Annotated in this window: 24 protein-coding genes and 1 tRNA gene; 1 reads left to right on the top strand and 24 read right to left on the bottom strand. The window is 63.5% G+C overall.

What is annotated here, in order from left to right; translation table 11 throughout:
* Window position 1: 1 nt before the first annotated feature.
* The 16 genes from nuoH to DDF70_RS05165 form a co-directional block, all read right to left on the bottom strand.
* The gene (gene nuoH, locus DDF70_RS05240) at window positions 2-1,027 is read right to left on the bottom strand and encodes an NADH-quinone oxidoreductase subunit NuoH (protein ID WP_009491123.1); all 1,026 of its coding nucleotides are present in this window, start codon (window positions 1,025-1,027) and stop codon (window positions 2-4) included.
* Between the two features lie 12 nt (window positions 1,028-1,039).
* Window positions 1,040-3,118 carry an NADH-quinone oxidoreductase subunit NuoG gene (gene nuoG / locus DDF70_RS05235; protein WP_114943801.1) on the bottom strand — a complete coding sequence of 693 codons (2,079 nt, stop codon included), beginning with the start codon at window positions 3,116-3,118 and terminating at the stop codon, window positions 1,040-1,042.
* Between the two features lie 8 nt (window positions 3,119-3,126).
* Window positions 3,127-4,428, bottom strand: coding sequence for an NADH-quinone oxidoreductase subunit NuoF (gene nuoF, locus DDF70_RS05230; RefSeq protein ID WP_114943800.1), 1,302 nt, complete (start codon window positions 4,426-4,428; stop codon window positions 3,127-3,129).
* A gap of 14 nt (window positions 4,429-4,442) precedes the next feature.
* Complete coding sequence (gene nuoE, locus DDF70_RS05225; RefSeq protein ID WP_114943799.1) at window positions 4,443-5,501, bottom strand: NADH-quinone oxidoreductase subunit NuoE; 1,059 nt, start codon at window positions 5,499-5,501, stop codon at window positions 4,443-4,445.
* 115 nt (window positions 5,502-5,616) lie between these two features.
* A complete protein-coding gene (locus DDF70_RS05220) occupies window positions 5,617-6,807 on the bottom strand; it encodes an NADH-quinone oxidoreductase subunit D (RefSeq protein ID WP_114943798.1) in 1,191 nt (396 codons plus the stop codon).
* 18 nt (window positions 6,808-6,825) lie between these two features.
* The gene (locus tag DDF70_RS05215; protein WP_114943797.1) at window positions 6,826-7,428 is read right to left on the bottom strand and encodes an NADH-quinone oxidoreductase subunit C; all 603 of its coding nucleotides are present in this window, start codon (window positions 7,426-7,428) and stop codon (window positions 6,826-6,828) included.
* 14 nt (window positions 7,429-7,442) lie between these two features.
* Entirely contained in the window at window positions 7,443-8,027 is a 585-nt protein-coding gene (locus tag DDF70_RS05210) for a NuoB/complex I 20 kDa subunit family protein (protein ID WP_114943796.1), read from the bottom strand.
* A complete protein-coding gene (locus DDF70_RS05205) occupies window positions 8,018-8,383 on the bottom strand; it encodes an NADH-quinone oxidoreductase subunit A (RefSeq protein WP_009491116.1) in 366 nt (121 codons plus the stop codon). Before DDF70_RS05205 ends, DDF70_RS05210 begins: the two co-directional genes overlap by 10 nt.
* 174 nt (window positions 8,384-8,557) lie before the next feature.
* Complete coding sequence (locus DDF70_RS05200; protein WP_114943795.1) at window positions 8,558-8,986, bottom strand: low affinity iron permease family protein; 429 nt, start codon at window positions 8,984-8,986, stop codon at window positions 8,558-8,560.
* A gap of 186 nt (window positions 8,987-9,172) precedes the next feature.
* A tRNA-Asp gene (locus DDF70_RS05195) sits at window positions 9,173-9,249 on the bottom strand.
* 124 nt (window positions 9,250-9,373) lie between these two features.
* Window positions 9,374-9,877, bottom strand: coding sequence for a MerR family transcriptional regulator (locus DDF70_RS05190; RefSeq protein WP_114943897.1), 504 nt, complete (start codon window positions 9,875-9,877; stop codon window positions 9,374-9,376).
* A 22-nt stretch (window positions 9,878-9,899) separates the two neighbouring features.
* Window positions 9,900-10,211: an integration host factor subunit alpha gene (locus DDF70_RS05185; protein WP_009491113.1), complete on the bottom strand. Its 312-nt coding sequence runs from the start codon at window positions 10,209-10,211 to the stop codon at window positions 9,900-9,902.
* Window positions 10,212-10,330: 119 nt separating this feature from the next.
* Window positions 10,331-11,308 (bottom strand): beta-ketoacyl-ACP synthase III, encoded by a 978-nt coding sequence (locus DDF70_RS05180; RefSeq protein WP_114943794.1) that lies wholly within the window; start codon window positions 11,306-11,308, stop codon window positions 10,331-10,333.
* Between the two features lie 12 nt (window positions 11,309-11,320).
* Window positions 11,321-12,355: a phosphate acyltransferase PlsX gene (gene plsX, locus DDF70_RS05175; RefSeq protein ID WP_114943793.1), complete on the bottom strand. Its 1,035-nt coding sequence runs from the start codon at window positions 12,353-12,355 to the stop codon at window positions 11,321-11,323.
* Between the two features lie 139 nt (window positions 12,356-12,494).
* Window positions 12,495-13,010, bottom strand: a complete 516-nt coding sequence (locus tag DDF70_RS05170; RefSeq protein ID WP_114943792.1) for a YceD family protein — start codon at window positions 13,008-13,010, stop codon at window positions 12,495-12,497.
* 12 nt (window positions 13,011-13,022) lie between these two features.
* On the bottom strand, window positions 13,023-13,553 hold the full coding sequence (locus DDF70_RS05165; RefSeq protein WP_114943791.1) for a ubiquinol-cytochrome C chaperone family protein: 531 nt from the start codon (window positions 13,551-13,553) through the stop codon (window positions 13,023-13,025).
* Window positions 13,554-13,655: 102 nt separating this feature from the next.
* Here DDF70_RS05165 and DDF70_RS05160 point away from each other — a divergent pair, with 102 nt between their 5' ends.
* Window positions 13,656-14,111 carry an outer membrane protein assembly factor BamE gene (locus DDF70_RS05160; protein WP_114943790.1) on the top strand — a complete coding sequence of 152 codons (456 nt, stop codon included), beginning with the start codon at window positions 13,656-13,658 and terminating at the stop codon, window positions 14,109-14,111.
* A 122-nt stretch (window positions 14,112-14,233) separates the two neighbouring features.
* Here DDF70_RS05160 and DDF70_RS05155 read toward each other — a convergent pair whose 3' ends face one another.
* The 8 genes from DDF70_RS05155 to nrdR form a co-directional block, all read right to left on the bottom strand.
* Window positions 14,234-16,360 carry a sodium-translocating pyrophosphatase gene (locus tag DDF70_RS05155; protein WP_114943896.1) on the bottom strand — a complete coding sequence of 709 codons (2,127 nt, stop codon included), beginning with the start codon at window positions 16,358-16,360 and terminating at the stop codon, window positions 14,234-14,236.
* A 156-nt stretch (window positions 16,361-16,516) separates the two neighbouring features.
* The gene (locus DDF70_RS05150) at window positions 16,517-17,746 is read right to left on the bottom strand and encodes an MFS transporter (protein ID WP_114943789.1); all 1,230 of its coding nucleotides are present in this window, start codon (window positions 17,744-17,746) and stop codon (window positions 16,517-16,519) included.
* A complete protein-coding gene (gene thiL / locus DDF70_RS05145) occupies window positions 17,721-18,710 on the bottom strand; it encodes a thiamine-phosphate kinase (RefSeq protein WP_114943788.1) in 990 nt (329 codons plus the stop codon). The genes DDF70_RS05150 and thiL overlap by 26 nt, the downstream gene beginning before the upstream one ends.
* Window positions 18,711-18,738: 28 nt before the next feature.
* Entirely contained in the window at window positions 18,739-19,221 is a 483-nt protein-coding gene (gene nusB / locus DDF70_RS05140; protein ID WP_114943787.1) for a transcription antitermination factor NusB, read from the bottom strand.
* A 2-nt stretch (window positions 19,222-19,223) separates the two neighbouring features.
* Window positions 19,224-19,712, bottom strand: a complete 489-nt coding sequence (ribH, locus tag DDF70_RS05135; protein WP_114943786.1) for a 6,7-dimethyl-8-ribityllumazine synthase — start codon at window positions 19,710-19,712, stop codon at window positions 19,224-19,226.
* Window positions 19,713-19,891: 179 nt separating this feature from the next.
* Complete coding sequence (locus DDF70_RS05130) at window positions 19,892-20,527, bottom strand: riboflavin synthase (protein WP_114943785.1); 636 nt, start codon at window positions 20,525-20,527, stop codon at window positions 19,892-19,894.
* A complete protein-coding gene (gene ribD, locus DDF70_RS05125; protein WP_245435372.1) occupies window positions 20,527-21,666 on the bottom strand; it encodes a bifunctional diaminohydroxyphosphoribosylaminopyrimidine deaminase/5-amino-6-(5-phosphoribosylamino)uracil reductase RibD in 1,140 nt (379 codons plus the stop codon). The genes DDF70_RS05130 and ribD overlap by 1 nt, the downstream gene beginning before the upstream one ends.
* Window positions 21,663-22,166 carry a transcriptional regulator NrdR gene (nrdR, locus tag DDF70_RS05120; RefSeq protein ID WP_009491100.1) on the bottom strand — a complete coding sequence of 168 codons (504 nt, stop codon included), beginning with the start codon at window positions 22,164-22,166 and terminating at the stop codon, window positions 21,663-21,665. Before nrdR ends, ribD begins: the two co-directional genes overlap by 4 nt.
* Window positions 22,167-22,237 lie beyond the last annotated feature (71 nt).

Below are 22,237 nucleotides of genomic sequence, written 5' to 3'. Positions count from 1 at the left end.
TTTAGCGGACGCCCGGCGCATTGCCGGTCGCCATCAGGACAGCTGCCACGATCACGACCATCGCCAGGGAGAGTGGAAGGAATACCTTCCAACCGAGACGCATGAGTTGATCGTAGCGGTAGCGTGGCACCAGGGCTTTCACCATGGCGATGAGGATGAAGAGGAAGCTTGCCTTGAGCACGAACCAGATCACGCCGGGCACCCAGGTGAAGGGTGCGAACGGGATCGGCGACAGCCAGCCGCCAAGGAACAGGATCGTACCGAGCGCGCACATGGTCATGATAGCCACGTACTCGCCGAGCATGAAGAGCAGATACGGCGTGGAGGAATATTCCACCATGTAGCCGGCCACGAGCTCGGATTCGGCTTCCGGCAGGTCGAAGGGCGGGCGGTTCGTCTCGGCCATGGCCGAGATGAAGAACACTACGAACATCGGGAAGAGCGGCAGCCAGTACCAGCCGAGGATGCCCAGGCGGGTATTCTGCGATTCAACGATGGCCGACAGGTTCAGCGTCCCCGCGCACATGAGTACGGTCACGATCACGAAGCCGATGGACACCTCGTAGGACACCATCTGTGCCGCCGAGCGGAGCGCACCGAGGAACGGGTACTTCGAGTTCGAAGCCCAGCCGCCCATGATGACGCCGTAAACGCCAAGCGACGAAATCGCGAAGATGTAGAGAATGCCGACGTTGATGTCGGCGATCGCCCAGCCCGCATTCAGCGGGATGACCGCCCAGGCAGCGAGCGACAGGGTGCACATCACCAGTGGGGCCAGCAGGAACATGCCCTTGTTGGCCGGAGCTGGGATGACCGGTTCCTTCAGGACGAACTTCAACAGGTCGGCGAAGGACTGGAGCAGGCCCCAGGGACCGACCACGTTCGGGCCGCGGCGAAGCTGGACCGCCGCCCAGACCTTGCGGTCTGCATAGAGCGCGTAGGCGATGAAGATGAGAAGCGCCACCAGCATGAGCAGGCTCTTGCCCAGCATGATCGCGACTGCGAGGAGGATGTCCCCAAATTCCATGATCCGTTCCTCTTACTCAGCCGCCTCGAGCTTCAGCTCACGGGAGAGCGCGGAGCACTCGGCCATGACGCCGGAGGCGCGGGCAATCGGGTTCGTCAGATAGAAGTCCTTTACCGGGCTCACGAACGGCTCGCGGCCCGGAGTGCCGCCAATACCGGCCAGTGCCTGAACGGCGCCGAACCCATCAGCCGCCTGCACCGTATCGATGGCGGCGAAGTGCGGGTAATGGGCATAGAGCTTCGCCCGTAGGGCATTGAGCGAGTCGAAGGGCAGGCGGTGACCCAGCACGTCCGAGAGGGCGCGCAGAATAGCCCAGTCCTCACGGGCTTCTCCCGGAGCGAACGCCGCCCGGTTGGCGAGCTGAACCCGGCCCTCCGTGTTCACGTAGGTCCCGGACTTCTCGGTATAGGTCGCCCCCGGCAGGATCACGTCGGCGCGGTGAGCGCCACGGTCGCCGTGGGTGCCCTGGTAGATCACGAAGGCGCCGGGCGCGATGTCGATCTCGTCAGCACCGAGATTGAACAGCACATCCACTTCGCCCTGTGCCATGGTCCGCGCATCCAAGCCCCACTCGCCCGGCACGAGGCCAAGATCGAGCGCGCCGACGCGGGAGGCGGCGGTGTGCAGCACCGAGAAGCCGTTCCAGCCGTCTTTCACGGCACCCACATCGCGAGCAAGCTGCGCTACCGCGGAAAGAACGGCGAGACCATCTGGACGAGAGAGAGCGCCCTGCCCCACGATAATCAACGGACGCTCGGCGCCGCGGAGCTTCTCGATGAAGGTGTGACGACCGCCGGCAAGATCGGCCAGCGTGTCAGGGCCTGCGCCGAGATATTCGTAGGGATAGGTCAGGTCGGCATGCTCGCCGATCAGCGCTATCGGCGGCGGGGCCATGCGCCAGCGCTTGCGGATACGCACGTTGACGAGAGAGGCCTCGATGCGCGGGTTCGCTCCGACGATCAGGATCGCGTCCGCATCCTCGATTCCGGTGATGGTGGTGTTGAAGAGATAGGAGCCGCGCCCGTAGACCGGCGTCAGCACCGTGCCGTCCTGCCGGGCGTCGATGTTGGTGACGCCGAGGCTCTCCATGAGGAGCTTCAGGGCGTACATCTCCTCGACGGCGGCCAGATCGCCGACAATGGCTCCGATACGCTTCGGGTCTGCACCCTTCACGCGACCGGCGATGGTCGCAAAGGCCTCCTGCCACGAGGCAGGGCGAAGGCGGCCGTTCTCGCGTACAAACGGGCGGTCGAGACGCTGCAGGCGCAGACCGTCCACGATCTGGCGCGTCTTATCGGTGATCCACTCCTCGTTCACTGCCTCGTTCACGCGCGGCAGAATGCGCATGACCTCACGGCCGCGGGAATCGACCCGGATCGAGGAGCCGACCGCATCCATCACGTCGACGGAATCGGTCTTGGTGAGCTCCCAGGGGCGGTAATGGAATGCTTCGGGCTTATGGGTGAGCGCGCCGACCGGGCAGAGATCCGCCACGTTGGCCTGCAACTCGGAGCCGAGGGCCCGCTCGAGATAGCTCGTGATCTCCATGTCCTCGCCGCGCCAGATCGCGCCGAGATCCGGCACGCCGGCCACTTCGGCGGAGAAGCGTACGCAACGGGTACAGTGAATGCACCGGTTCATGGAGGTGCGGACCAACGGGCCGAGATACTTGTCGGTCACCGCCCGCTTGTTCTCGTGGTAACGGCTGGTGTCGACGCCGTAGGCCATGGCCTGGTCCTGGAGGTCACACTGGCCGCCCTGGTCGCAGATCGGGCAGTCGAGCGGGTGATTGATGAGGAGGAACTCCATCACCCCTTCCCGCGCCTTCTTCACGGTCGGCGACTTGGTCGAGATTTCCGGCGGCTCACCGTTCGGGCCCGGACGGCAGTCGCGCACGCCCCAGGCGCAGGACGCCACCGGCTTCGGCGCACCCTTCACCTCGACGAGGCACATGCGGCAATTGCCGGCGATGGAAAGCCGTTCGTGGTAGCAGAAGCGCGGAATTTCCGCACCAGCCGCTTCGGCGGCCTGGAGCAGGGTGTATTCCGCGGGAACGTCGACCTCGACGCCATCAACGATGATTTTCGCCATCTTCAATCTCACTCCGCCGCAATCAGGACGGATTCGGAATGCGGGTTTGCCGCGTAATCGTCGATCCGCTTCTCGATCTCGTGACGGAAGTGGCGGATCAGACCCTGAACCGGCCAAGCCGCCGCATCGCCGAGCGCGCAGATGGTGTGGCCTTCGATCTGGGTCGAAACTTCGAGAAGCATGTCGATTTCGCGCTTCTGGGCGCGGCCTTCTGCCATGCGGGTGAGCACGCGCCACATCCAGCCCGTGCCTTCGCGGCACGGCGTGCACTGGCCGCAGCTCTCATGCTTGTAGAAGTACGAGATGCGGGCAATGGCTCGGACGATGTCGGTCGACTTGTCCATGACGATCACGGCGGCGGTGCCGAGACCCGACTTCAGGTTCCGCAGCGTGTCGAAATCCATGTAGGCGTCGGCGATCTCGTGGGCCGGAACGATCGGCACGGACGATCCGCCGGGGATGACTCCAAGCAGGTTGTCCCAGCCGCCCCGGATGCCGCCGCAATGCCGGTCGATCAGTTCGCGGAAGGTGAGGCCCATGGCCTCTTCCACGTTGCAGGGCTTGTTGACGTGGCCCGACACGCAGAAGAGCTTCGTGCCGACGTTGTTGGGACGGCCGATGCTGGAGAACCAGGAGGCGCCGCGCCGCAGGATCGTGCCGGCGACGGCAATCGACTCGACGTTGTTGACCGTGGTCGGGCAGCCGTAAAGGCCCATATTGGCCGGGAACGGAGGCTTCAGGCGCGGCATGCCCTTCTTGCCTTCCATGCTCTCGATGAGGGCCGTCTCCTCGCCGCAGATGTAGGCGCCTGCGCCGTGATGGACGTAGAGGTCGAAGGGATAGCCGTGGATGTTGTCCTTGCCGATGAGCTTGGCCGCGTAGGCCTCATCCACCGCCCGCTGAAGCGCGTGGCGCTCGGCCACGTATTCACCGCGGATATAGATGTAGGCCGCGTGAGCCCCCATGGCGAAGGATGCGATGAGGCATCCCTCGACGAGGAGATGCGGATCGTTCCGCATGATCTCGCGGTCCTTGCAGGTCCCGGGCTCCGACTCGTCCGCGTTCACGACCAGGTAGTGCGGACGTCCGTCCGACTGCTTGGGCATGAAGGACCATTTCAGGCCCGTTGGGAAGCCTGCACCGCCGCGGCCCCGCAGGCCCGACGCCTTCATCTCATTGATGATCCAGTCGCGGCCCTGTTCGAGCAGGAATTTCGTTCCGTCCCAGGCGCCGCGCATCTGCGCAGCTTTGAGGTCCGGCGAATGGAAGCCGTAAAGATTGGTGAAGATACGATCTTTGTCCTGAAGCATTCCCGATCACTCCATCAGGACGACTTGTTGTCTTTGTCGACGACCACGCCCGGCTTGCTCTCGCTGCCGTCGCGGCGGGTTTTGGCTTGCGACGGCGGCGTACCGGCAACCGGGGTCGTCGGACTGTTCGGCACCGCTTCGCCCTCTTTCTTCGGCGAGGCCACGTAGGACTTGCCGCTTTGAGGAGCGGGTCTTGCACCGGACTCCGTGTGAGACTCGCCCTTGGTGGCCTTACTCGGATCAGCGGCTTCCTTTTGATCGGCCGGATTGATCGGAGCCTCGCCTTCCTTCGCGCGTTTGGCCGGCGTATCGGCCGCATCGCTCTCGATCGGACGACCCGCCGTCGGCTTGGCAGCCTTCACCTCCTGAGGGATCGACGCCATGGCGGCTGCGGGCTCGGCCGTCTCGGCCACCTTAGCTTGCTCTTCGAAGCGCTTGCGCCAAGCGCCCACGACGGAACCATCGTAGAGGGCGGGGTCCTGAAGGGTGTTGACAGCTTCGAAAGGCTCGGAGCGGTTGCGTCCGACCTGTGAGCCGACCTTCACGGGACGACCGGCGGCGAGATCGTCGAGGAGCTTCTCGAAGTTCTCGGTGGTCAGGTCCTCATAGTAGTCGTCGTTGATCTGCACCATGGGAGCGTTCGAACAGGCGCCCAGGCACTCGACCTCGAGCCACGAGAAAGTCCCGTCAGCCGTCACATGGTTCTGGTCGCCGACGCGGCGCTCCAGCACCTTCCTGATGTCGCTCGCGCCGCGCAGCACGCAGGGTGTGGTCCCGCAGAATTGGATGAAATACTTTCCAACCGGCTCCAGGTTGAACATCGTGTAGAAGGTCGCCACCTCCATCACGCGGATGGCAGGCATGTCGAGCCGGGCCGCGACGGCCTCGATGGCCTTGCGGGGCAGCCAGCCACCAGCCTGCTCCTGAGCCTTGGTCAGGAGGGCGATCACGGCCGAAGCCTGCCGGCCGGGCGGATACTTGGCGATTTCCTTGTCCGCGAAAGCTTCGGTCTCGGCGGAGAGAACGAAGCTCTCGGGCTGCATGTTTTCAGGCGCGAGCTTACGAACGGCCATACACTCTTCTCCTCATCGCCATGGCCGGGCATCAGCCCGGCCAATCGCGACTTGAAATTGTCCAGCACGCCTTGAAAGAGCGTGGATATCCGCCCCGGAACCGGAGCGGCTTTCATTAGCGATCGACCTCGCCGAACACGATGTCGATGGAGCCCAGGATGCCTGCGACGTCGGCCAGCATGTGGCCGCGGCACATGTAGTCCATGCCCTGAAGATGGGCAAAACCGGGAGCACGCACCTTGCAGCGATACGGCTTGTTGGTGCCGTCCGACACGAGGTACACGCCGAACTCGCCCTTCGGCGCTTCCACGGCGGCATACACTTCGCCGGCCGGGACGTGGAAGCCTTCCGTATAGAGCTTGAAATGGTGGATCAGCGCTTCCATGGAGCGCTTCATGTCCTTGCGCGATGGCGGGGCAACCTTGCCGTCGAGGGTCGTCACCGGCCCCTGCCCGTCCGGTGCCCGCAGCTTGTTCAGGCACTGACGCATGATCCGAACGGATTGACGCATCTCCTCCATGCGGATGACCTGGCGGTCGTAGTTGTCGCCGTTCTTGCCCACGGGGATGTCGAATTCCATCTCCTCGTAGAGCGAGTATGGCTGTGACTTGCGCAAATCCCAGGCGACGCCGCAACTGCGAACGATAGCCCCCGAGAAGCCCCACTTCCAACAATCGTCCAGCGTAAGCACGCCGATGTCGACGTTACGCTGCTTGAAGATGCGGTTGCCGATGACGAGCGTGTCAAGATCGTCGAGGACCTGCAGAAACGGGTCGCAGAAGGCCTCGATATCGTCGATCAGCTCCGGCTGGATATCCATGTTCACGCCGCCGGGACGGAAGTAGTTGGCGTGCATGCGCGAGCCGGAAATCCGCTCATAGAAGATCATGAGCTTCTCGCGCTCCTCGAAGCCCCACAGGGGCGGCGTGAGCGCGCCGACGTCCATCGCCTGCGTGGTCACGTTGAGAAGGTGAGAGAGAAGGCGCCCGATTTCGGAGTAGAGAACGCGGATCAGCTCGGCGCGACGGGGGATTTCGATGCCAAGGAGCTTCTCGACCGCCATGCAATAGGCGTGCTCTTGGTTCAAAGGCGCGACATAGTCAAGGCGATCGAAATAGGGATTCGCCTGAACGTAGGTCTTGTACTCGATCAGCTTCTCAGTGCCGCGGTGCAGCAGACCAATATGCGGATCGACACGTTCGACGACCTCGCCGTCCAGCTCCAGCACGAGGCGCAGAACGCCGTGCGCGGCCGGATGCTGCGGGCCGAAGTTGATGGTGAAGTTGCGGATATTATGCTCGCCCATGGGTCGCCTCTCCGCTCCTTATGCCTTGGCCTTCTCGTCGCCGGGCAACACGTAATCGGTGCCTTCCCAGGGCGAGAGGAAATCGAAGTTGCGGAATTCCTGATTGAGCTTCACCGGCTCGTAGACCACGCGGCCTTGCCCGTCGTCGTAACGGACCTCGACATAGCCGGTGAGCGGGAAGTCCTTGCGGAGCGGGTGACCTTCGAACCCGTAATCCGTCAGGATCCGGCGCAGGTCCGGATGCCCCGAGAACAGGATGCCGTAGAGGTCGTAAGCCTCGCGTTCGAACCAGTTCGCCGCCGGCCAGAGACCGACGAGCGAGGGCACCGGCGTCACCTCGTCCGTCTCCACCTTCACCCGGATGCGACGGTTATGATGCGGCGCGAGGAAGTGGTAAACCACGTCGAAGCGGTTGTCGCGCGCTGGATAATCGGCGCCGCAGATATCGATGAAGCAGACGAACCGGCACTGCGGATCGTCTCGCAGGAAGGTCGCCACCCGGACGATGTCCTCGCGGCGGGCGACAATCGTCAGCTCGTCGAAGGCAATGGCCCTGCTCTCGATCGCCTCACCGAGTGACGAGGCGATGTGATCGCTCAGGGCTTGGAGATCAGCACTCATGCAATGACCTTTGCTCAGCGCTCGATGGTGCCGGTCCGGCGGATCTTCTTCTGCAGAAGCAGCACCCCATACAGGAGCGCCTCGGCCGTCGGCGGACAACCCGGCACGTAGATGTCGACCGGCACGATCCGGTCGCAGCCACGAACCACGGAATAGGAATAGTGATAATAGCCGCCGCCATTGGCACAGGAGCCCATGGAGATGACGTAGCGCGGCTCCGGCATCTGGTCATAGACCTTCCGAAGGGCGGGAGCCATCTTGTTGGTGAGCGTCCCAGCCACGATCATCACATCGGACTGGCGCGGCGATGCGCGCGGCGCGAAGCCGAACCGCTCGACGTCGTACCGCGGCATGGACATCTGCATCATCTCGACGGCGCAGCATGCCAAGCCAAACGTCATCCACATGAGCGAGCCGGTGCGCGCCCAGGTGATGAGGTCCTCGGTCGAGGTTACGAGGAAGCCCTTGTCGGACAACTCCTCGTTGATGGAGACGAAATAAGGGTCCGTCGATCCGACCGGCTTGCCCGTATTGGGGTCGATGACGCCCCGTGGCGCGGGAGCGACCAGGGTCGATTGGGTATCGGAGATCAATCCCATTCAAGGGCCCCCTTCTTCCACTCGTAAATGAATCCGACCGTCAGGACGCCTAGGAACATCATCATGGAGATGAAGCCGAACCAGCCCAGGTTCCCGAACGTGATGGCCCAGGGGAACAGGAATGCCACTTCGAGGTCGAAAATGATGAAAAGGATGGCGACGAGATAGAACCGCACGTCGAACTTCATGCGGGCATCGTCGAAGGCATTGAAACCGCACTCGTAGGCGGACAGCTTCTCGGTATCGGGACGGCTGTAGGCAACGATGAAAGGAGCCACGAGCAGCGCCACCCCGATCAGGAGCGATACGCCGATGAAGATTACGAGAGGCAGGTAGTCGGCGAGGAGATTCGTCATACGACACCTAGAAGGTACGGAGCGCGGCGAAGAGCCGGCAACCTGAAACGTATTTAAGCCCCAAAAGGGCCCCACGAAAGCCCCCTGCGGCAACACGTTGATTGCGCGGGAGGCTTAACCGAGTTCCCCTTCCGTGACAAGTGTTTGCACTGCCGCAAAAAGAACCATTCCAAACTAGGATGTGGCCTTTTCCGCCGCTTTCGCCGCTTTTCGGTTGGCTGCGGCCTCAGCCTGCCCTGCAGCAGCCTCGGCTTTAGCCTTGGCTTCGCACTTGGCCCGAATCTCGTCGAGTTCTTCCTGGGTCAGATGTTCGATGCCGATGAACACGTTTTGGGCTGCGCTGGCCCGGATCAGCTCGTCAAGCTTGGCCTGAATGGCGGCACCGTCCCGATTCTGTGTATTCTGAATCAGGAAGACCATCAGGAAGGTCACGATGGTCGTTCCGGTGTTCACGACGAGCTGCCAGGTATCGGAAAACCCAAACAGCGGGCCACTGAGAGCCCAAGCCAGGATTATAAGAAGGCTGACCCCGAAGGTGATGGGCCGCCCCGCCAGCTGGGCCACCCAATTGGAGAAACTCGTGAACAATCTAGACATCACCATGGGCAGCAGCCTCACACCAACCCGTCGTCAACGCTCAGCTGCGCTAAATGCTCCGGAGCTGTGTGAGAAGACGCCGTCCAACGGGACAGCGTCGCTTTGGGGGATGACAAGCCCGGCCTCTGCAGCAGACCACAAGCTCCGAGGGCTTAACCCGAGCTCTATCGAACTTGATTGTCAGGAGGGAAGTGGCGCGGGCGACGGGGCTCGAACCCGCGACCTCCGGCGTGACAGGCCGGCACTCTAACCGACTGAGCTACGCCCGCGCATTTGGACCGCCGAAGCGGTGTGGGTGCGGTTTAAGGGTGGCCCCGCCCCCTGTCAAGCGCTGAATTCGAACGTTCCGGAAAGCTTACGCGGGAGGGGTTTCCTCCTGCTACCGGGCATCTCTTACTCGCCTATCGCAACCTCGCCCGCCCCCCTCAAGGAGGATAGCACCCGATCACACTCGTAAAGCTCCTCAAGGGCGGCCTGAAGTCCATGGAGTGCCTCCGGGGGCAGTCCCTGCCGAAGAGGAAGGCAGGCTACCTCCTCTTCCTCATAATGGTGCGTTCCGTTCGATGGTGCCATGTCCTCTGGGACGGTCTGCTCTGCCCCGAGAGGAATCGCGGAGACGCCCTGCTCGCCACGACCGATGGCCTGGACAAAGCGAACCCCTTCCTCTTTCAGGATCCGCTGCACGCCCTTGATCGTATAGCCCTCGCCATAGAGGAAATGACGAATACCCTTGAGCAGGTCGACATCATCCGGCCGGTAATAGCGCCGGCCGCCGCCGCGCTTCAGCGGCTTGATATGGCTGAAGCGGGTTTCCCAAAAGCGCAGAACATGTTGCGGAACATCGAGGTCTTCGGCAACCTCGCTGATCGTGCGGAACGCGTCGGGGCTCTTGTCCATGACGCCACTCGCCATAGCCGGATCAATCCTCGCCTTCGAAGGTCTCACCGTTGATGTGCGCCTTCAAGACATTCGAAGGCTTGAAGACCATGACGCGCCGCGGGTCGATCGGTACCTCCACACCCGTCTTGGGATTACGGCCGACCCGCTCGCCCTTGCTGCGCACGATGAAAGACCCAAAGGACGACAGCTTGACGGTCTCACCGGCGGCAAGGCTATCGCAGATCTCCGCCAAGACCCGCTCCACCAGTTCAGCCGATTCGGTCCGCGAGAGACCTACCTTCTGGTAGACAGCCTCGCTCAGATCCGCTCTCGTTATCGTCTTGCCAGCCATTGAGCTCCCCAGCGCGAATGAGTTCGTTGGTCTTGTCGTCCAGGACGACGCTATGCAGATGGCTCCGTACGGTCAACCGCCAAGGTCGATATACCGGATACCACCAGAGTCGAAGCCTTTTACCAGCGGATTAGGGCGCTGCCCCAGGTGAAGCCACCGCCGATCGCCTCGATCATGACGAGATCCCCGTCCTTGATCCGCCCGTCCTTTCGGGCGGTATCCAAGGCAAGGGGAATCGAAGCCGCCGATGTGTTGCCGTGCTTGTTGACGGTGATGACGACTTTCTCCGGAGCGATGCCGAGCTTGTCGGCACTCGCCGTGATGATGCGCTTGTTGGCCTGGTGCGGCACGAACCACTTCAGCTCCTCGGCGCTCGTGCCGGTCGCCTTGAAAGCATCCTGTACGACATCGGCCACCATGCCAACGGCGAACTTGAAGACTTCGCGGCCTTCCATCTTCAGAACGCCGGTCGTCTTGGTCGAACCCGGACCGCCATTGACGTAGAGCTTGTCCCGATAGCGACCGTCGGACCGGAGATGCGAGGTCAGGACGCCGCGGTCGGCGGACGTACCCTCCCCCTCCTGGGCCTCGAGCACGATGGCTCCCGCTCCGTCGCCGAAAAGGACGCAGGTGGTCCGATCGTTCCAATCGAGAATGCGGGAAAACGTCTCGGCCCCGACCACAAGGGCACGCTTATGCGAGCCAGACTGCAGAAACTTGTCCGCCGTCGCGACCGCATAGACAAAGCCCGTGCAGACGGCCTGAAGATCGAACGCCGCCCCATGCGTCATGCCGATCCCAGTCTGGATCATCGTGGCCGTCGAGGGGAAGGTGTAATCCGGCGTCGAGGTGGCGCAGATGACCAGATCAATATCGTCGGCCCGGAGCCCCGCGTCGGCCAAGGCCGCTTCTGCCGCCTTGATGCCAAGGACGGAGGTAGTCTCGTCTTCTTCGGCAATATGACGCTCTTCGATGCCGGTTCGCTGCACGATCCAGTCGTGCGACGTGTCGACCAGCTTCTCGAGGTCCTGGTTTGTCAGCTTGCGTCTCGGCAGATACGAGCCGACGCCGCGTACGACGGAACGAATACGTTTCAAGATGCGCCTTCCTCAGGCCGATTGGCCAACCGGATCATGGTCCAACATGCTCCGGATCGTGTTCATCAATTCAAAATGCGCCATGTCGTAGGCGACATCGATGGCGCTCGCGAAGCCGAGATCGTCCGTGCCGCCATGGCTTTTGACGACGACCCCTTCGAGACCCAGGAAGACGCCGCCATTGACCTTGCGAGGATCCATCTTGTCACGAAGAGCGTTAAAGGCCTGTTTCGCAAACAGATAGCCGATTTTTGCCATGAGGGTGCGGCTCATGGCCGAGCGCAGGTACTGGGCGATCTGCTTGGCCGTTCCCTCGGCGGTCTTCAGGGCGATATTGCCCGTAAACCCTTCGGTCACCACCACGTCGACGGTACCCTTGCCCAAATCGTCGCCCTCGACGAACCCGCGATAATCGAGGTGCGGGAGGTTCGCTTCCCTCAGGATCCGGCTTGCCTCCTTGACGGCCTCGATCCCTTTAATCTCTTCCGTACCGACATTGAGAAGCCCGACGGTCGGCCGATCCAGGTCGAACACGATACGCGCCATGGCGGCGCCCATGATCGCCATATCCACCAGGTGCCCCGCATCCGCCCCGATGGTCGCGCCGACATCGAGCACGATACTCTCGCCTCGCAGGGTCGGCCACATGCATGCGATGGCCGGGCGCTCGATATGGGCCATGGTCTTGAGACAGACCTTGGCTGTCGCCATCAGGGCGCCGGTATTGCCCGCCGACACGGCGGCATCCGCCTCCCCGTCCCGGACGGCCTGGACGGCCCGCCACATGGACGATTTCCCCCGCCCCATACGGATGGCTTGGCTGGGTTTCTCGTCCATGGCGATGGCAATGTCCGTATGGCGCAGCTCCGTGGCTTCCTTCAGCTTGGGATGAGCGTTCAGGAGCGGCGCAACAATCGTTTCATTGCCGAACATCAGGAAGCGGAGATCCGGGTGGCGCTCCAAGGCCAGGGCTGCCCCCGGGATCACGATAGACGGACCGTGATCGCCCCCCATCGCATCAAGCGAAATACGCACCGGCTTCGGCATGAACGATTATTCTTTCTTTTAAGTCATTCAACAGGGGGCGGAAAATAGCGGTTTGCGGTTGCTCCGCAACTGAATTCTCAGGGCTGCGGCTACCTTACGTAACGGGCAGATATGCTTTGGCGACCGATGCCGCCAGCCCCTACTTGCCCTCCTTGAGCCTGTTCAACGCCGCAAAGGGATTGTCCTTTCCATCCGCGGGGTCCTGATAGTTGAAATCGACGCCGGGCTTGCGCGGGTAAGGATCTAGGCCCAAGGCTAGGAACTCGGCCGTGAGCGCACCGAGATCGATCTGGCCGTTCACGATCTCATCCGGCGGTTCATATTCATTGATATCCGTCGGCGGCTCTGCCGGCATTCCCGACGGTTCCGCGAAATCCACTTCAACCTCTTCTTCGATCGTGGAGTCGAAGGGATCGAGGGTCATGACGCACACCTGGGTGATCGACGCCTTGACCACGCCCGTCACATGAATGCCCTTGGCGGATGCCCTCAGTTGATAGTCGCCGGAGAGCGCCTGGATCCCTGGGAGGCCGAAATCCTGCGCCAGCGCCGCGCATTCCTCGGCAGTCGCCTCCACATGGACCTCCTGCCCGCGAGGCGGAATCTTCATGACGTCGATCAGCCGCGACAGAGGGCCCACGGTTTCGGGTGTCATCAGGTTGCCTCCTTAAGCAAAACTCTCAGGTTCAGGGAAAACGGGCCCTGTCTCCAGTAGCGTATCCAGACTCACCGTCTTGAGTGCCCGATCGGCTGCAAAAGCATAACGCCCAAGAGCGGCGGCCGGTGCCTCGCTGCCGTAGACGTTGCGGCCCAGCGCGATCGCCAGACCTGCCTCGTCGCCGTCATTGAGCGGGGTGTCATAAGCATGGGCTCGCCCATAGAAGGATTCGGCAACCTTTTTCATCCGTTTTGGCACCACCGTGTCGCCGACGCCCATTTCCCTCAAGGAGGCATCCATGTCCCGGAAGAAGGCATCCGTCAGATCTTTGGCCACGTCATCCGCCGGGTGCGGGAGCTGACGCAGGGCCCGCAGGATCAGCACCATATGCAGCGACAGGGCCTCGAAGCGGCCTTCCAAGGTGTCGGGGATGCCAAGTGCCGCATAGAGCCCAGGATTACGTGAGGCCGTCGCGATCCTCTTGTAGAGGGTTGCGATGGTGGTGCGCCGGGGATCTTTGCGGAAGAGACTGAAGATCACGGCTCTGCCCTTCCAAGCTTGTCAAAATCGTAGCCCCGGGTTACGCCATCACCATCCGTAGGCGCAAGCTTATCCGCGCCGCATTTCTGGAAGAACCGTACGATGCGTCGATATCATACCCTTTTGGTGCGCTTGGCTACTGCTACCGTTCTCGCCTCGTCCCTGGCTGCCTGCAACGGCGTGGGTGAGGAATTCCAACGCGGCTATGTCGTGGATGAGCGCGCTATTGCTCAGGTGAAGAAGGGCATGAGCGCCGATCAGGTCCTCCAGACCCTTGGAACCCCGTCCACCGTATCCACTGTCGGCAACCGTAACTGGTATTACATCAGCCAGAAGTCCCGCCGCACACTTCAGTTCATGGGCGAGCAGGTGGTGGACCAGCAGGTGACCGCCGTCTATTTCGACAAGGGCCTTCGGGTCGAGCGCGTCGCCCTTTACGGCCTCCAGGATGGCAAGGTCTTCGACTTCATCAGCCGCACCACTCCGGCCGGCGGCGAAGAAGCCAGCTTCCTTGGCCAGATCTTCAAGGGCATGACCAGCTTCAACCCGTTCGGCTGATCGGCTATCCGCGCGAGAATTTCGCATGGCCGGGCTTTGCCCGGCCATTTTTCTTTGATGTCTCCGAAATGGAAAAACCCGCGGCTCTCGCCGCGGGTTTGATGATCGTTCCAGGCTGTCTTTTACGAATGCGCCAAGATCGCCAGAAGCAGCAGCGCGATGATGTTCGTAATCTTGATCGCCGGGTTCACGGCAGGACCGGCCGTGTCCTTGTAGGGATCGCCGACGGTGTCGCCCGTGACGGAGGCCTTGTGGGCCTCCGAACCCTTGTGATGGGTCGTGCCGGAGGCATCCGTGAAGCCGTCCTCGAAGGATTTCTTCGCGTTGTCCCAGGCGCCGCCGCCCGAGGTCATGGAGATGGCAACGAAGAGACCCGTCACGATGACGCCGAGCAGCATGGCGCCCACGGCGGAGAACGCCTCGGACTTGCCTGCCACCCAATAGACCACGAAGTAGGTCACGATGGGCGCCAGCACCGGCAGGAGCGAGGGCACGATCATTTCCTTGATCGCCGCGCGGGTGAGCATGTCGACGGCGCGTCCATAGTCGGGGCGGTCGGTCCCGGCCATGATGCCTGGCCTCTCACGGAATTGACGGCGCACTTCCTCCACCACGGAGCCTGCCGCACGGCCCACCGCCGTCATGGCGATGCCGCCGAACAGGAACGGGATGAGGCCGCCGAACAGGAGGCCGACCACCACATAGGGATTGGTGAGGGAGAAGTTCGGCGCCACCCCCTGGAAGTACGGATACTGCGCAGCGTTCCGCGTGAAGTAGTTCAGGTCGGACGTATAGGCGGCGAACAGAACCAGCGCGCCGAGGCCTGCGGAGCCGATGGCATAGCCTTTCGTCACAGCCTTGGTGGTGTTGCCGACGGCGTCCAGGGCATCCGTGGACTTGCGGACTTCCTTCGGCAGACCAGCCATTTCGGCGATGCCACCGGCATTGTCGGTCACCGGTCCGAAGGCATCGAGGGCCACGATCATGCCAGCAAGCGCCAGCATGGCCGTCACGGCGATCGCAATACCGAACAGGCCCGCAAGCTTGAAGGCCACGATGATGCCCGCGATGATCACGATGGTCGGCAGCGCCGTGGCTTCGAGCGAGACCGCAAGTCCCTGGATCACGTTCGTCCCGTGGCCGGTGACGGAGGATTGGGCGATGGACCGGACGGGACGGAACCCTACGCCGGTATAGTACTCCGTGATGACCACGATCAGTGCCGTCACGGCCAGACCGATGACGGCGCACCAGAACAGGGCCTGACCGGTGAACTCGGAACCGGCGATCTGCCCGAAACCGATCATCTGCCATGTGACGAGGGCAATCGCCGCCGCCGACAGAACTCCTGTTGCGATCAGGCCCTTGTAGAGCGCGCCCATGATGGACTCGTTCTGTCCGAGCTTGACGAAGAAAGTGCCGATGATCGATGTCACGATGCACGCCGCCCCGATGGCGAGCGGGTACATCAGCATGGTGTCGAGGGTCGCTTGGCCGGCAAAGAAGATCGCGGCAAGCACCATAGTGGCGACCACGGTCACCGCGTAGGTCTCGAACAGGTCGGCCGCCATGCCGGCACAATCGCCGACGTTGTCACCCACATTGTCGGCGATGGTGGCCGGATTGCGCGGATCGTCCTCGGGTATACCGGCCTCGACCTTACCCACGAGGTCGCCGCCCACGTCCGCGCCCTTGGTGAAGATACCGCCGCCGAGACGGGCGAAGATCGAGATCAGGGATGCTCCGAAGCCGAGAGCCACGAGGCTGTCGATGACCACACGGTCGGATGGGTTCAGGCCGGCGACACGGGTGAGATAGCCGTAGTAGAGCGCCACGCCGAGGAGGGCGAGCCCCGCTACCAGCATCCCGGTGACGGCGCCTGCCTTGAAGGCGACGTCGAGACCGCCACCAAGCGACTGAGTGGCAGCCTGCGCCGTGCGGACATTGGCCCGGACCGACACGTTCATGCCAATGAAGCCTGCCGCTCCGGACAGGATGGCTCCGATGGCGAAGCCGATGGCGACCCGGATGCCCAGGAAATAAGCGATGATGGCGAACAGGACGACGCCCACGATAGCGATTGTGGCGTATTGCCTGCGGAGATACGCCTTGGCGCCTTCGGCGATCGCACCGGCGATCTCCTGCATGCGCTGAGAACCGGCATCCCGCTTCATCACGTCGCCAATGGCCCAGAAGCCATAAACAATCGAGAGAACGCCGCCCACGATAATTAGGGTGAGTGCCATCATGCCATCCTTGTTATGGGAAAGCAGAAAGCCGCTCATCAAGGCCTGTTTGTCGGCCTCGATCGGCCCCTACCCCCAGCAAACTCTATATTTGGTGGCAAAAAACTAGGCAGTACGCAACAATCCTACCGGCGCAACCCACAAGAAGGCCTTAATACTTTAAGCGGGTGCGATCACCTTCGTCTTCTGCTGCCAAGCTAGCAGAACTAGAGCGACGATGACCGGTGGGAAGACCAGCCAGTTCACGCTCTCCCAACCGCCTGCGTTCAGGAGCTTGCCCGACGAGAAGGACGCGATGGCGACCGAGCCGAAGATGACGAAATCGTTGGCTGCCTGGACCTTGGCGCGCTCCTCGGGGCGGTAACAGTCGGTCACGAGGGCCGTCGCTCCGATGAAACCCAGGTTCCAGCCGAGCCCGAGCAGCACCAGAGCCGCCCAGAAATGGACGATGCCGATGCCGGACAGGCCGACAATGGCGGCTAACGCGATCAACACCAGGCCAGCGGCCGTCACGGGCCCCTTGCCGAAGCGGGCGATCAGGCGGCCGGTGAAGAAGCTCGGCCCGAACATCGCCAGGATATGCCATTGGATGCCGAGTGCCGCTGCGCCGACCGGGTGGCCGCAACCGATCATCGCGAGTGGCGCCGCAGTCATCATGAAGGTCATGAGGCTGTAGGAGACGAGGCCGGTCACGGCGGCCACGATGAATCGGGGCTGGCGTACGATCTCGAACAGTGGCCTTCCGCCCGTTTTCGAAGACGCGTTTCCGAGGGGTGCCGGGCGCAGGAAGGATACGGCGATCATCGAGAGCATCGCCAGGGTGGCCTGCCCCAGGAAGGCTCCCGCAAACGGGGCCGCTTCGACCGCATCCCTTGTCCAGATCACGGTTTGCGGCCCGATGACGCCGGCCACGAGCCCTCCCGTCATGACCCAGGAAATCGCCTTCGGCTTGAATGCCTCGGAGGCCGCATCGGTCGCGGCGAAGCGGTAGCCCTGGTTGAAGGAGCCGTAGCTCCCAATGATGAGGGTGCCGAGGCAGAACAGGGGGAAACTGAACGCCGCGATGCCGAAGGCCGCCAGGCAACCGCCGGTCAGACCGATGCCGGCGCCGGCGATGTAGCCGATCCGCCGCCCGGCCTTGCGCATCAAAATGGCGGCCGGAATGGTGCCGAGGGCCAATCCCAGATTGAGCAAACTGACCGGGAGCGTCGCCAGTTCCTTGTTCGACGCGAGCGCCTGCCCGACCAGACCGCCGAGGGATACGACGATGGCCGGGCTTGAGCCGCCGAGCGCCATCGCGACGGCGAGGACGACGGCATTGCGCTTGGCAATCGAGTCGCTGGAAGCCGTGTGGAAGGAGGTGTCAGAAATGCTGGTAGGAGCCGACATCGTAGCGTCTTTCGAGACCGTTCATCCGAAAGACCGGCAGATCATCTCCTGAGATGACCCTGCCAATGACGGAGAGGGCGATCCCAACCCTATCGGCCTCTTTCCGGAAACTGTCGAGATCCGTTTCCGGCACAGTGCAGAGAATTTCGTAATCGTCCCCTCCGGTCAGGGCGAGGTCGAGGAGGTCCGGCGAAAGCCGGACCGCCTGCGCGGCAGCGCCCGACAGCGGCACCCGGTCGGCCTCGATGAGGGCGCTTGCTCCGCTGACCCGCATCATCTTGGCGAGGTCGCCCGCGAGGCCGTCCGAGACATCCATGGCGGCGCTCGCGTGGTCGCGGAGGGCGCCGGCCAGGGCATGGCGCGGCCGAGGGTGCAGATAGCGGTCGGCGAGATGGGCCCTCTCGTCCGGGGACAGGTTCTCGGCCCAGGCCGGAGCGGAGCGGAGTTTCAGGCCGAGGGCCGCATCGCCGATGGTGCCGGTGACGCAGATCAGGTCTCCGACGTGGGCGGTCGTGCGCCGAACCATGCGGCCTGTCGGAACCTCGCCGACAGCGGTGACCGACAGGGTCAGGGGCCCGGCCGTCTTGACAGTGTCGCCGCCCAGGAGCGGACAGGAGAAATCACGCGACGCCTCGCCAAGGCCGGCAGCGAAAGCCGCCAGCCATTCCTCGGTCCATTCTTGAGGCAAGGCGAGGCTGAGCAGGAAGCCGGCAGGCTCGGCGCCCTTGGCGGCAAGATCCGAGACGTTGACGCCCAGTGCCTTGCGGGCGATGGAGCCGGGCGCATCCTCGGGCAGGAAGTGCACGCGCTCCACCAGCGCGTCCACGGTGAGGACAAGATCGTGGCCGGGCGCCGGGGTGAGACGGGCCGCATCGTCCTTAAGGCCAAGTCCGCCCTCGCCCGCGATGGGGGCGAAGAAGCGGGCGATGAGGCTGTCCTCGCCGGGGCGTTCTCTCGAGCTCATCGGCCGACCGCCCTCACCCGCATGATGCCTACCGCTTGCCCTGCCCGGCCGCCTTCTTCTCGAGTTCGCCCGGACGCACCTCGCGGGCGAGCTTGTCCAGGACGGCGTTCACGAGACCGGGCTCGTCGTCGCCGTAGAAGCCGTGGGTCACGTCGACATATTCCGTGATGACGACGCGAGCCGGCACGTCCTTGCGGAACATGAGCTCGTAGCCGCCGGCGCGCAGGATGGCGCGCAGCACCGCCTCGATGCGCTTGAGCGGCCAATCGGTGGCAAGCGCGTTGTCGATCTTCACGTCGATCTCGCGCTGGTTCTTGACCACGCCCGAGAGAATGTCACGGAAGAAATCATTGTCCGACGGCTGGAACTCGATGCCCTCGACCTCGCGGCCGATCCAGAAAGCCTCGAATTCGGCGAGCGCGTCGAGCACGGTCTTGCCTGACAGGTCCATCTGATAGAGAGCCTGGACGGCAGCGAGGCGAGCGGCCGAGCGCTCTGCTGGCTTCGTCATGATCAGCCCTCCAGTTTCTGCTTGATGCGCAGCACGGCCAGAGCCGCGTCCACCGCTCCGCCACCCTTATTCAATTCATTCACGCTCGCGCGGGTCCAGGCCTGCTGATCATTCTCGACCGTGAGAATGCCATTGGCGAGCGGGATCTTGCGGGCGACCGACAGGTCCATGAGAGCGCGGGCGCTCTCGCCCGCGACGATGTCGTAATGCCCGGTCTCGCCACGGATCACGCAACCGAGGGCCACGACGGCATCGTAGGGCTTGCCGGCCTTCTCGGCGGCATCGAGCGCGATGGCGATGGTGGCGGGGATTTCGAGCGCGCCGTCGAGGGTCAGCACGTCCATGGTGGCCTGAGCCGCCTCGACGGCGCCGCGGGCGCCGCGCAGGAGCTCGTCGGCGATGTCGTCGTAGAAGCGAGCCTCGACGACCAGGATGCGGGCGCCGGGAACCGGCGGACGAGGGCTTTTCGGCTTATCGGAAGGCGCGACCATGGGACATCCGTTCAGAGTTCCAACAATGTCTCGAACCTCATCCTGGGGAGCAGACGACGTCTGCGTCTCGAAGAAGGATCCAGAGAGCACTGGAGACGCCCTCGTCCTCGAGACGCCGCTCGCAGCGGCTCCTCAGGATGAGGGCTGTGTATGGGATAAGGGAAACGTTAGGCGTTCCCCTACTCCGCCCGGCGCGCATCCGCAAGCCGCGCGGCGTAGCGGGCCATGAGATCGACTTCGAGATTGAGCTTGTCGCCCACCTGCCGGTCGCCCCAGGTGGTGACCGCGAGGGTATGCGGGATGATGAGCACGGAGAACATGTCGTCGTTGACCGAGTTCACCGTGAGCGACGTGCCGTCGAGGCAGACCGAGCCCTTCTCCGCTATGAACGGAGCCAGCGCGTGCGGCGCCTTGATGGTGAAGCGGGCGGTCGGGCCCCACGGATCGTCGCCCGCAGTGATCGATTCCTTGGCCACGATGGTCGCGATCCCGTCCACGTGCCCGGTCACGATATGGCCGCCGAGTTCGTCGCCGATCTTCAGGGAGCGCTCCAGGTTGACCTTGGTGCCGGCCTCCCAGTCGCCCACGGTGGTGCGATCCAGGGTTTCGGCGGCCGCGTCCACGTCGAACCAGCAGCCGCCCTCGCGCGGGCCGACCGCAACGACGGTCAGGCACGGACCGCCGCACGCAATGGAGGCGCCGAGCGCGATGGTGGCAGGATCGTAGGACGCGTGGATCCGCAGGCGCTTCAGGGTTCCCTGAGCGCCCTCGGCAGTTGCAATCTCACCGACATCGGTGACGATACCCGTGAACATCAGGGTCTCTCCCAGAACATGAAAAGATCGGGGCCGATCTGCTCCTCGGCCCGGCAATCGAGAAAATCCATCCGGTCCTGCAGCGCCAGGCCGAGGGCGGGCACATCTCCCTGCCCTCTGGCCGAGCGCCCGGTGATCAGGACAAGCTCGTCGACGAGGTCGGCCTTGGCCAGCGCATCCGCCAGCTCGGGACCGCCCTCGCAGAATATCCGCGTGAGACCGCGCGTACCCAGAAGCCGCAGGGCTTCTGGCAACAGGACGCGGCCACCTTCATCGCTCTCGACACGCAAAACCTCGACGCCAAGGGCGGTCAGGGCCCGTTCCGCCTCGACGGGAGCCGCGACACTGGTGACGATCCAGGTCGGGATGTCCCGCGCCCCGGCGACCACCCGCGCACTCGCGGGCGTGCGCAGGCTCGAATCGATCACGATGCGGACCGGCGAGCGGGCTTCGAGCCCCGGCAGGCGCACGTTCAGCAGCGGATCGTCGGCGAGAACGGTCCCGGCCCCGACCATGATCGCATCCGCATGGGCGCGCATCAGGTGGACCTTCGCGTTGGCGATCTCGCCCGTGAGCATCAGGCGCGGACCGTGACGGGAACCGGCCAGCCCTTCCGTGCTGCGGGCAAGCTTCACCGTGACGGCAGGCCGTCCCCGGGTGACGCGGGTGATATGGCCGAGATGGGCCCGGCGGGCCTCCCGGCCCAGAACGCCGACAGTCACCTCGATGCTGGCCTCCCGCAACCGCGCATGGCCGAGCCCCGCCACGCGGGAATCGGGATCCTCGATGGCCGAGACCACGCGGCTCACGCCTGCTTCAACCACCGCGTCCGCGCAGGGCGAGGTTTTGCCGTGGTGCGAACAGGGTTCGAGGGACACGTAGAGGGTGGCGCCCCTGGCGCGCTCGCCGGCGGCTGCCAGGGCCACGCGCTCGGCATGGGGGCGACCGCCAGCTTGAGTGGCGCCCTGAGCGATGATGACCGGGGCAGCGCCGCTCTCGTCCACGATGATGGACCCCACGGACGGGTTCGGCCAGGTCAGGCCGAGATTGCGCTCGCCAAGGGCAATGGCCAAGCGCATGAAACGCTCGTCCCTATTGGTCGCGTCGGAATCCTGCCACGTCGCCTCGAACCGGTTCATGGCTCGCTCGGAGCGCGCTTCTTCTTCGGCGGCGGCGGGAGATCGTCCTCGCCCTCAGCCAGTTTGCCAAGAATCTCCTCGAAGTCCTTGGCCTCGCGGAAGTTCTTGTACACGGAAGCGAACCGCACATAGGCCACGTCATCAAGCCCCTTGAGGCCCTCCATGACGAGTTCCCCCACGGTCTCGCTCGGCACTTCGCCATCACCCATGCTCTCGAGCTGGCGCACAATGCCGTTGATCATGCGCTCGACCCGCTCCGGGTCCACCGGACGCTTGCGGAGCGCGACCTCCACCGATTGCTGGAGCTTGTCGCGGTCGAACGGGACCCGACGGCCGGAGCGCTTCAGGACCGTCAGCTCACGCAGCTGCACGCGCTCGAAGGTCGTGAAGCGGCCGCCGCAATCCGGGCAGATGCGGCGACGGCGGATCGACGAGGAATCGTCCGTGGGGCGGGAATCCTTCACCTGGGTGTCCAGGCTCCCGCAATAGGGGCAACGCATCAGCCTTCTACCCGAAAACTATATCAAGATTTGTCCAGGCCACGCAGGTTCGGAACGGATGCAGGTCTTCC

The sequence above is a fragment of the Microvirga calopogonii genome (assembly GCF_003347665.1).
In the GTDB taxonomy this organism is placed as follows: Bacteria; Pseudomonadota; Alphaproteobacteria; order Rhizobiales; family Beijerinckiaceae; genus Microvirga; species Microvirga calopogonii.
The sequence above is the reverse complement of the archived record's forward strand: the minus strand, read 5'-3'. Positions and strand labels throughout refer to the sequence as shown.

What these genes read in the sequence shown, in the direction of transcription:
- nuoH (WP_009491123.1), bottom strand. Translation starts at nt 1,027, where the DNA reads ATGGAATTTGGGGACATCCTCCTCGCAGTCGCGATCATGCTGGGCAAG.
- nuoG (WP_114943801.1), bottom strand. Translation starts at nt 3,118, where the DNA reads ATGGCGAAAATCATCGTTGATGGCGTCGAGGTCGACGTTCCCGCGGAA.
- nuoF (WP_114943800.1), bottom strand. Translation starts at nt 4,428, where the DNA reads ATGCTTCAGGACAAAGATCGTATCTTCACCAATCTTTACGGCTTCCAT.
- nuoE (WP_114943799.1), bottom strand. Translation starts at nt 5,501, where the DNA reads ATGGCCGTTCGTAAGCTCGCGCCTGAAAACATGCAGCCCGAGAGCTTC.
- DDF70_RS05220 (WP_114943798.1), bottom strand. Translation starts at nt 6,807, where the DNA reads ATGGGCGAGCATAATATCCGCAACTTCACCATCAACTTCGGCCCGCAG.
- DDF70_RS05215 (WP_114943797.1), bottom strand. Translation starts at nt 7,428, where the DNA reads ATGAGTGCTGATCTCCAAGCCCTGAGCGATCACATCGCCTCGTCACTC.
- DDF70_RS05210 (WP_114943796.1), bottom strand. Translation starts at nt 8,027, where the DNA reads ATGGGATTGATCTCCGATACCCAATCGACCCTGGTCGCTCCCGCGCCA.
- DDF70_RS05205 (WP_009491116.1), bottom strand. Translation starts at nt 8,383, where the DNA reads ATGACGAATCTCCTCGCCGACTACCTGCCTCTCGTAATCTTCATCGGC.
- DDF70_RS05200 (WP_114943795.1), bottom strand. Translation starts at nt 8,986, where the DNA reads ATGGTGATGTCTAGATTGTTCACGAGTTTCTCCAATTGGGTGGCCCAG.
- DDF70_RS05190 (WP_114943897.1), bottom strand. Translation starts at nt 9,877, where the DNA reads ATGGACAAGAGCCCCGACGCGTTCCGCACGATCAGCGAGGTTGCCGAA.
- DDF70_RS05185 (WP_009491113.1), bottom strand. Translation starts at nt 10,211, where the DNA reads ATGGCTGGCAAGACGATAACGAGAGCGGATCTGAGCGAGGCTGTCTAC.
- plsX (WP_114943793.1), bottom strand. Translation starts at nt 12,355, where the DNA reads ATGCCGAAGCCGGTGCGTATTTCGCTTGATGCGATGGGGGGCGATCAC.
- DDF70_RS05170 (WP_114943792.1), bottom strand. Translation starts at nt 13,010, where the DNA reads ATGACACCCGAAACCGTGGGCCCTCTGTCGCGGCTGATCGACGTCATG.
- DDF70_RS05160 (WP_114943790.1), top strand. Translation starts at nt 13,656, where the DNA reads ATGCGTCGATATCATACCCTTTTGGTGCGCTTGGCTACTGCTACCGTT.
- DDF70_RS05155 (WP_114943896.1), bottom strand. Translation starts at nt 16,360, where the DNA reads ATGATGGCACTCACCCTAATTATCGTGGGCGGCGTTCTCTCGATTGTT.
- DDF70_RS05150 (WP_114943789.1), bottom strand. Translation starts at nt 17,746, where the DNA reads ATGTCGGCTCCTACCAGCATTTCTGACACCTCCTTCCACACGGCTTCC.
- thiL (WP_114943788.1), bottom strand. Translation starts at nt 18,710, where the DNA reads ATGAGCTCGAGAGAACGCCCCGGCGAGGACAGCCTCATCGCCCGCTTC.
- nusB (WP_114943787.1), bottom strand. Translation starts at nt 19,221, where the DNA reads ATGACGAAGCCAGCAGAGCGCTCGGCCGCTCGCCTCGCTGCCGTCCAG.
- ribH (WP_114943786.1), bottom strand. Translation starts at nt 19,712, where the DNA reads ATGGTCGCGCCTTCCGATAAGCCGAAAAGCCCTCGTCCGCCGGTTCCC.
- DDF70_RS05130 (WP_114943785.1), bottom strand. Translation starts at nt 20,527, where the DNA reads ATGTTCACGGGTATCGTCACCGATGTCGGTGAGATTGCAACTGCCGAG.
- ribD (WP_245435372.1), bottom strand. Translation starts at nt 21,666, where the DNA reads ATGAACCGGTTCGAGGCGACGTGGCAGGATTCCGACGCGACCAATAGG.
- nrdR (WP_009491100.1), bottom strand. Translation starts at nt 22,166, where the DNA reads ATGCGTTGCCCCTATTGCGGGAGCCTGGACACCCAGGTGAAGGATTCC.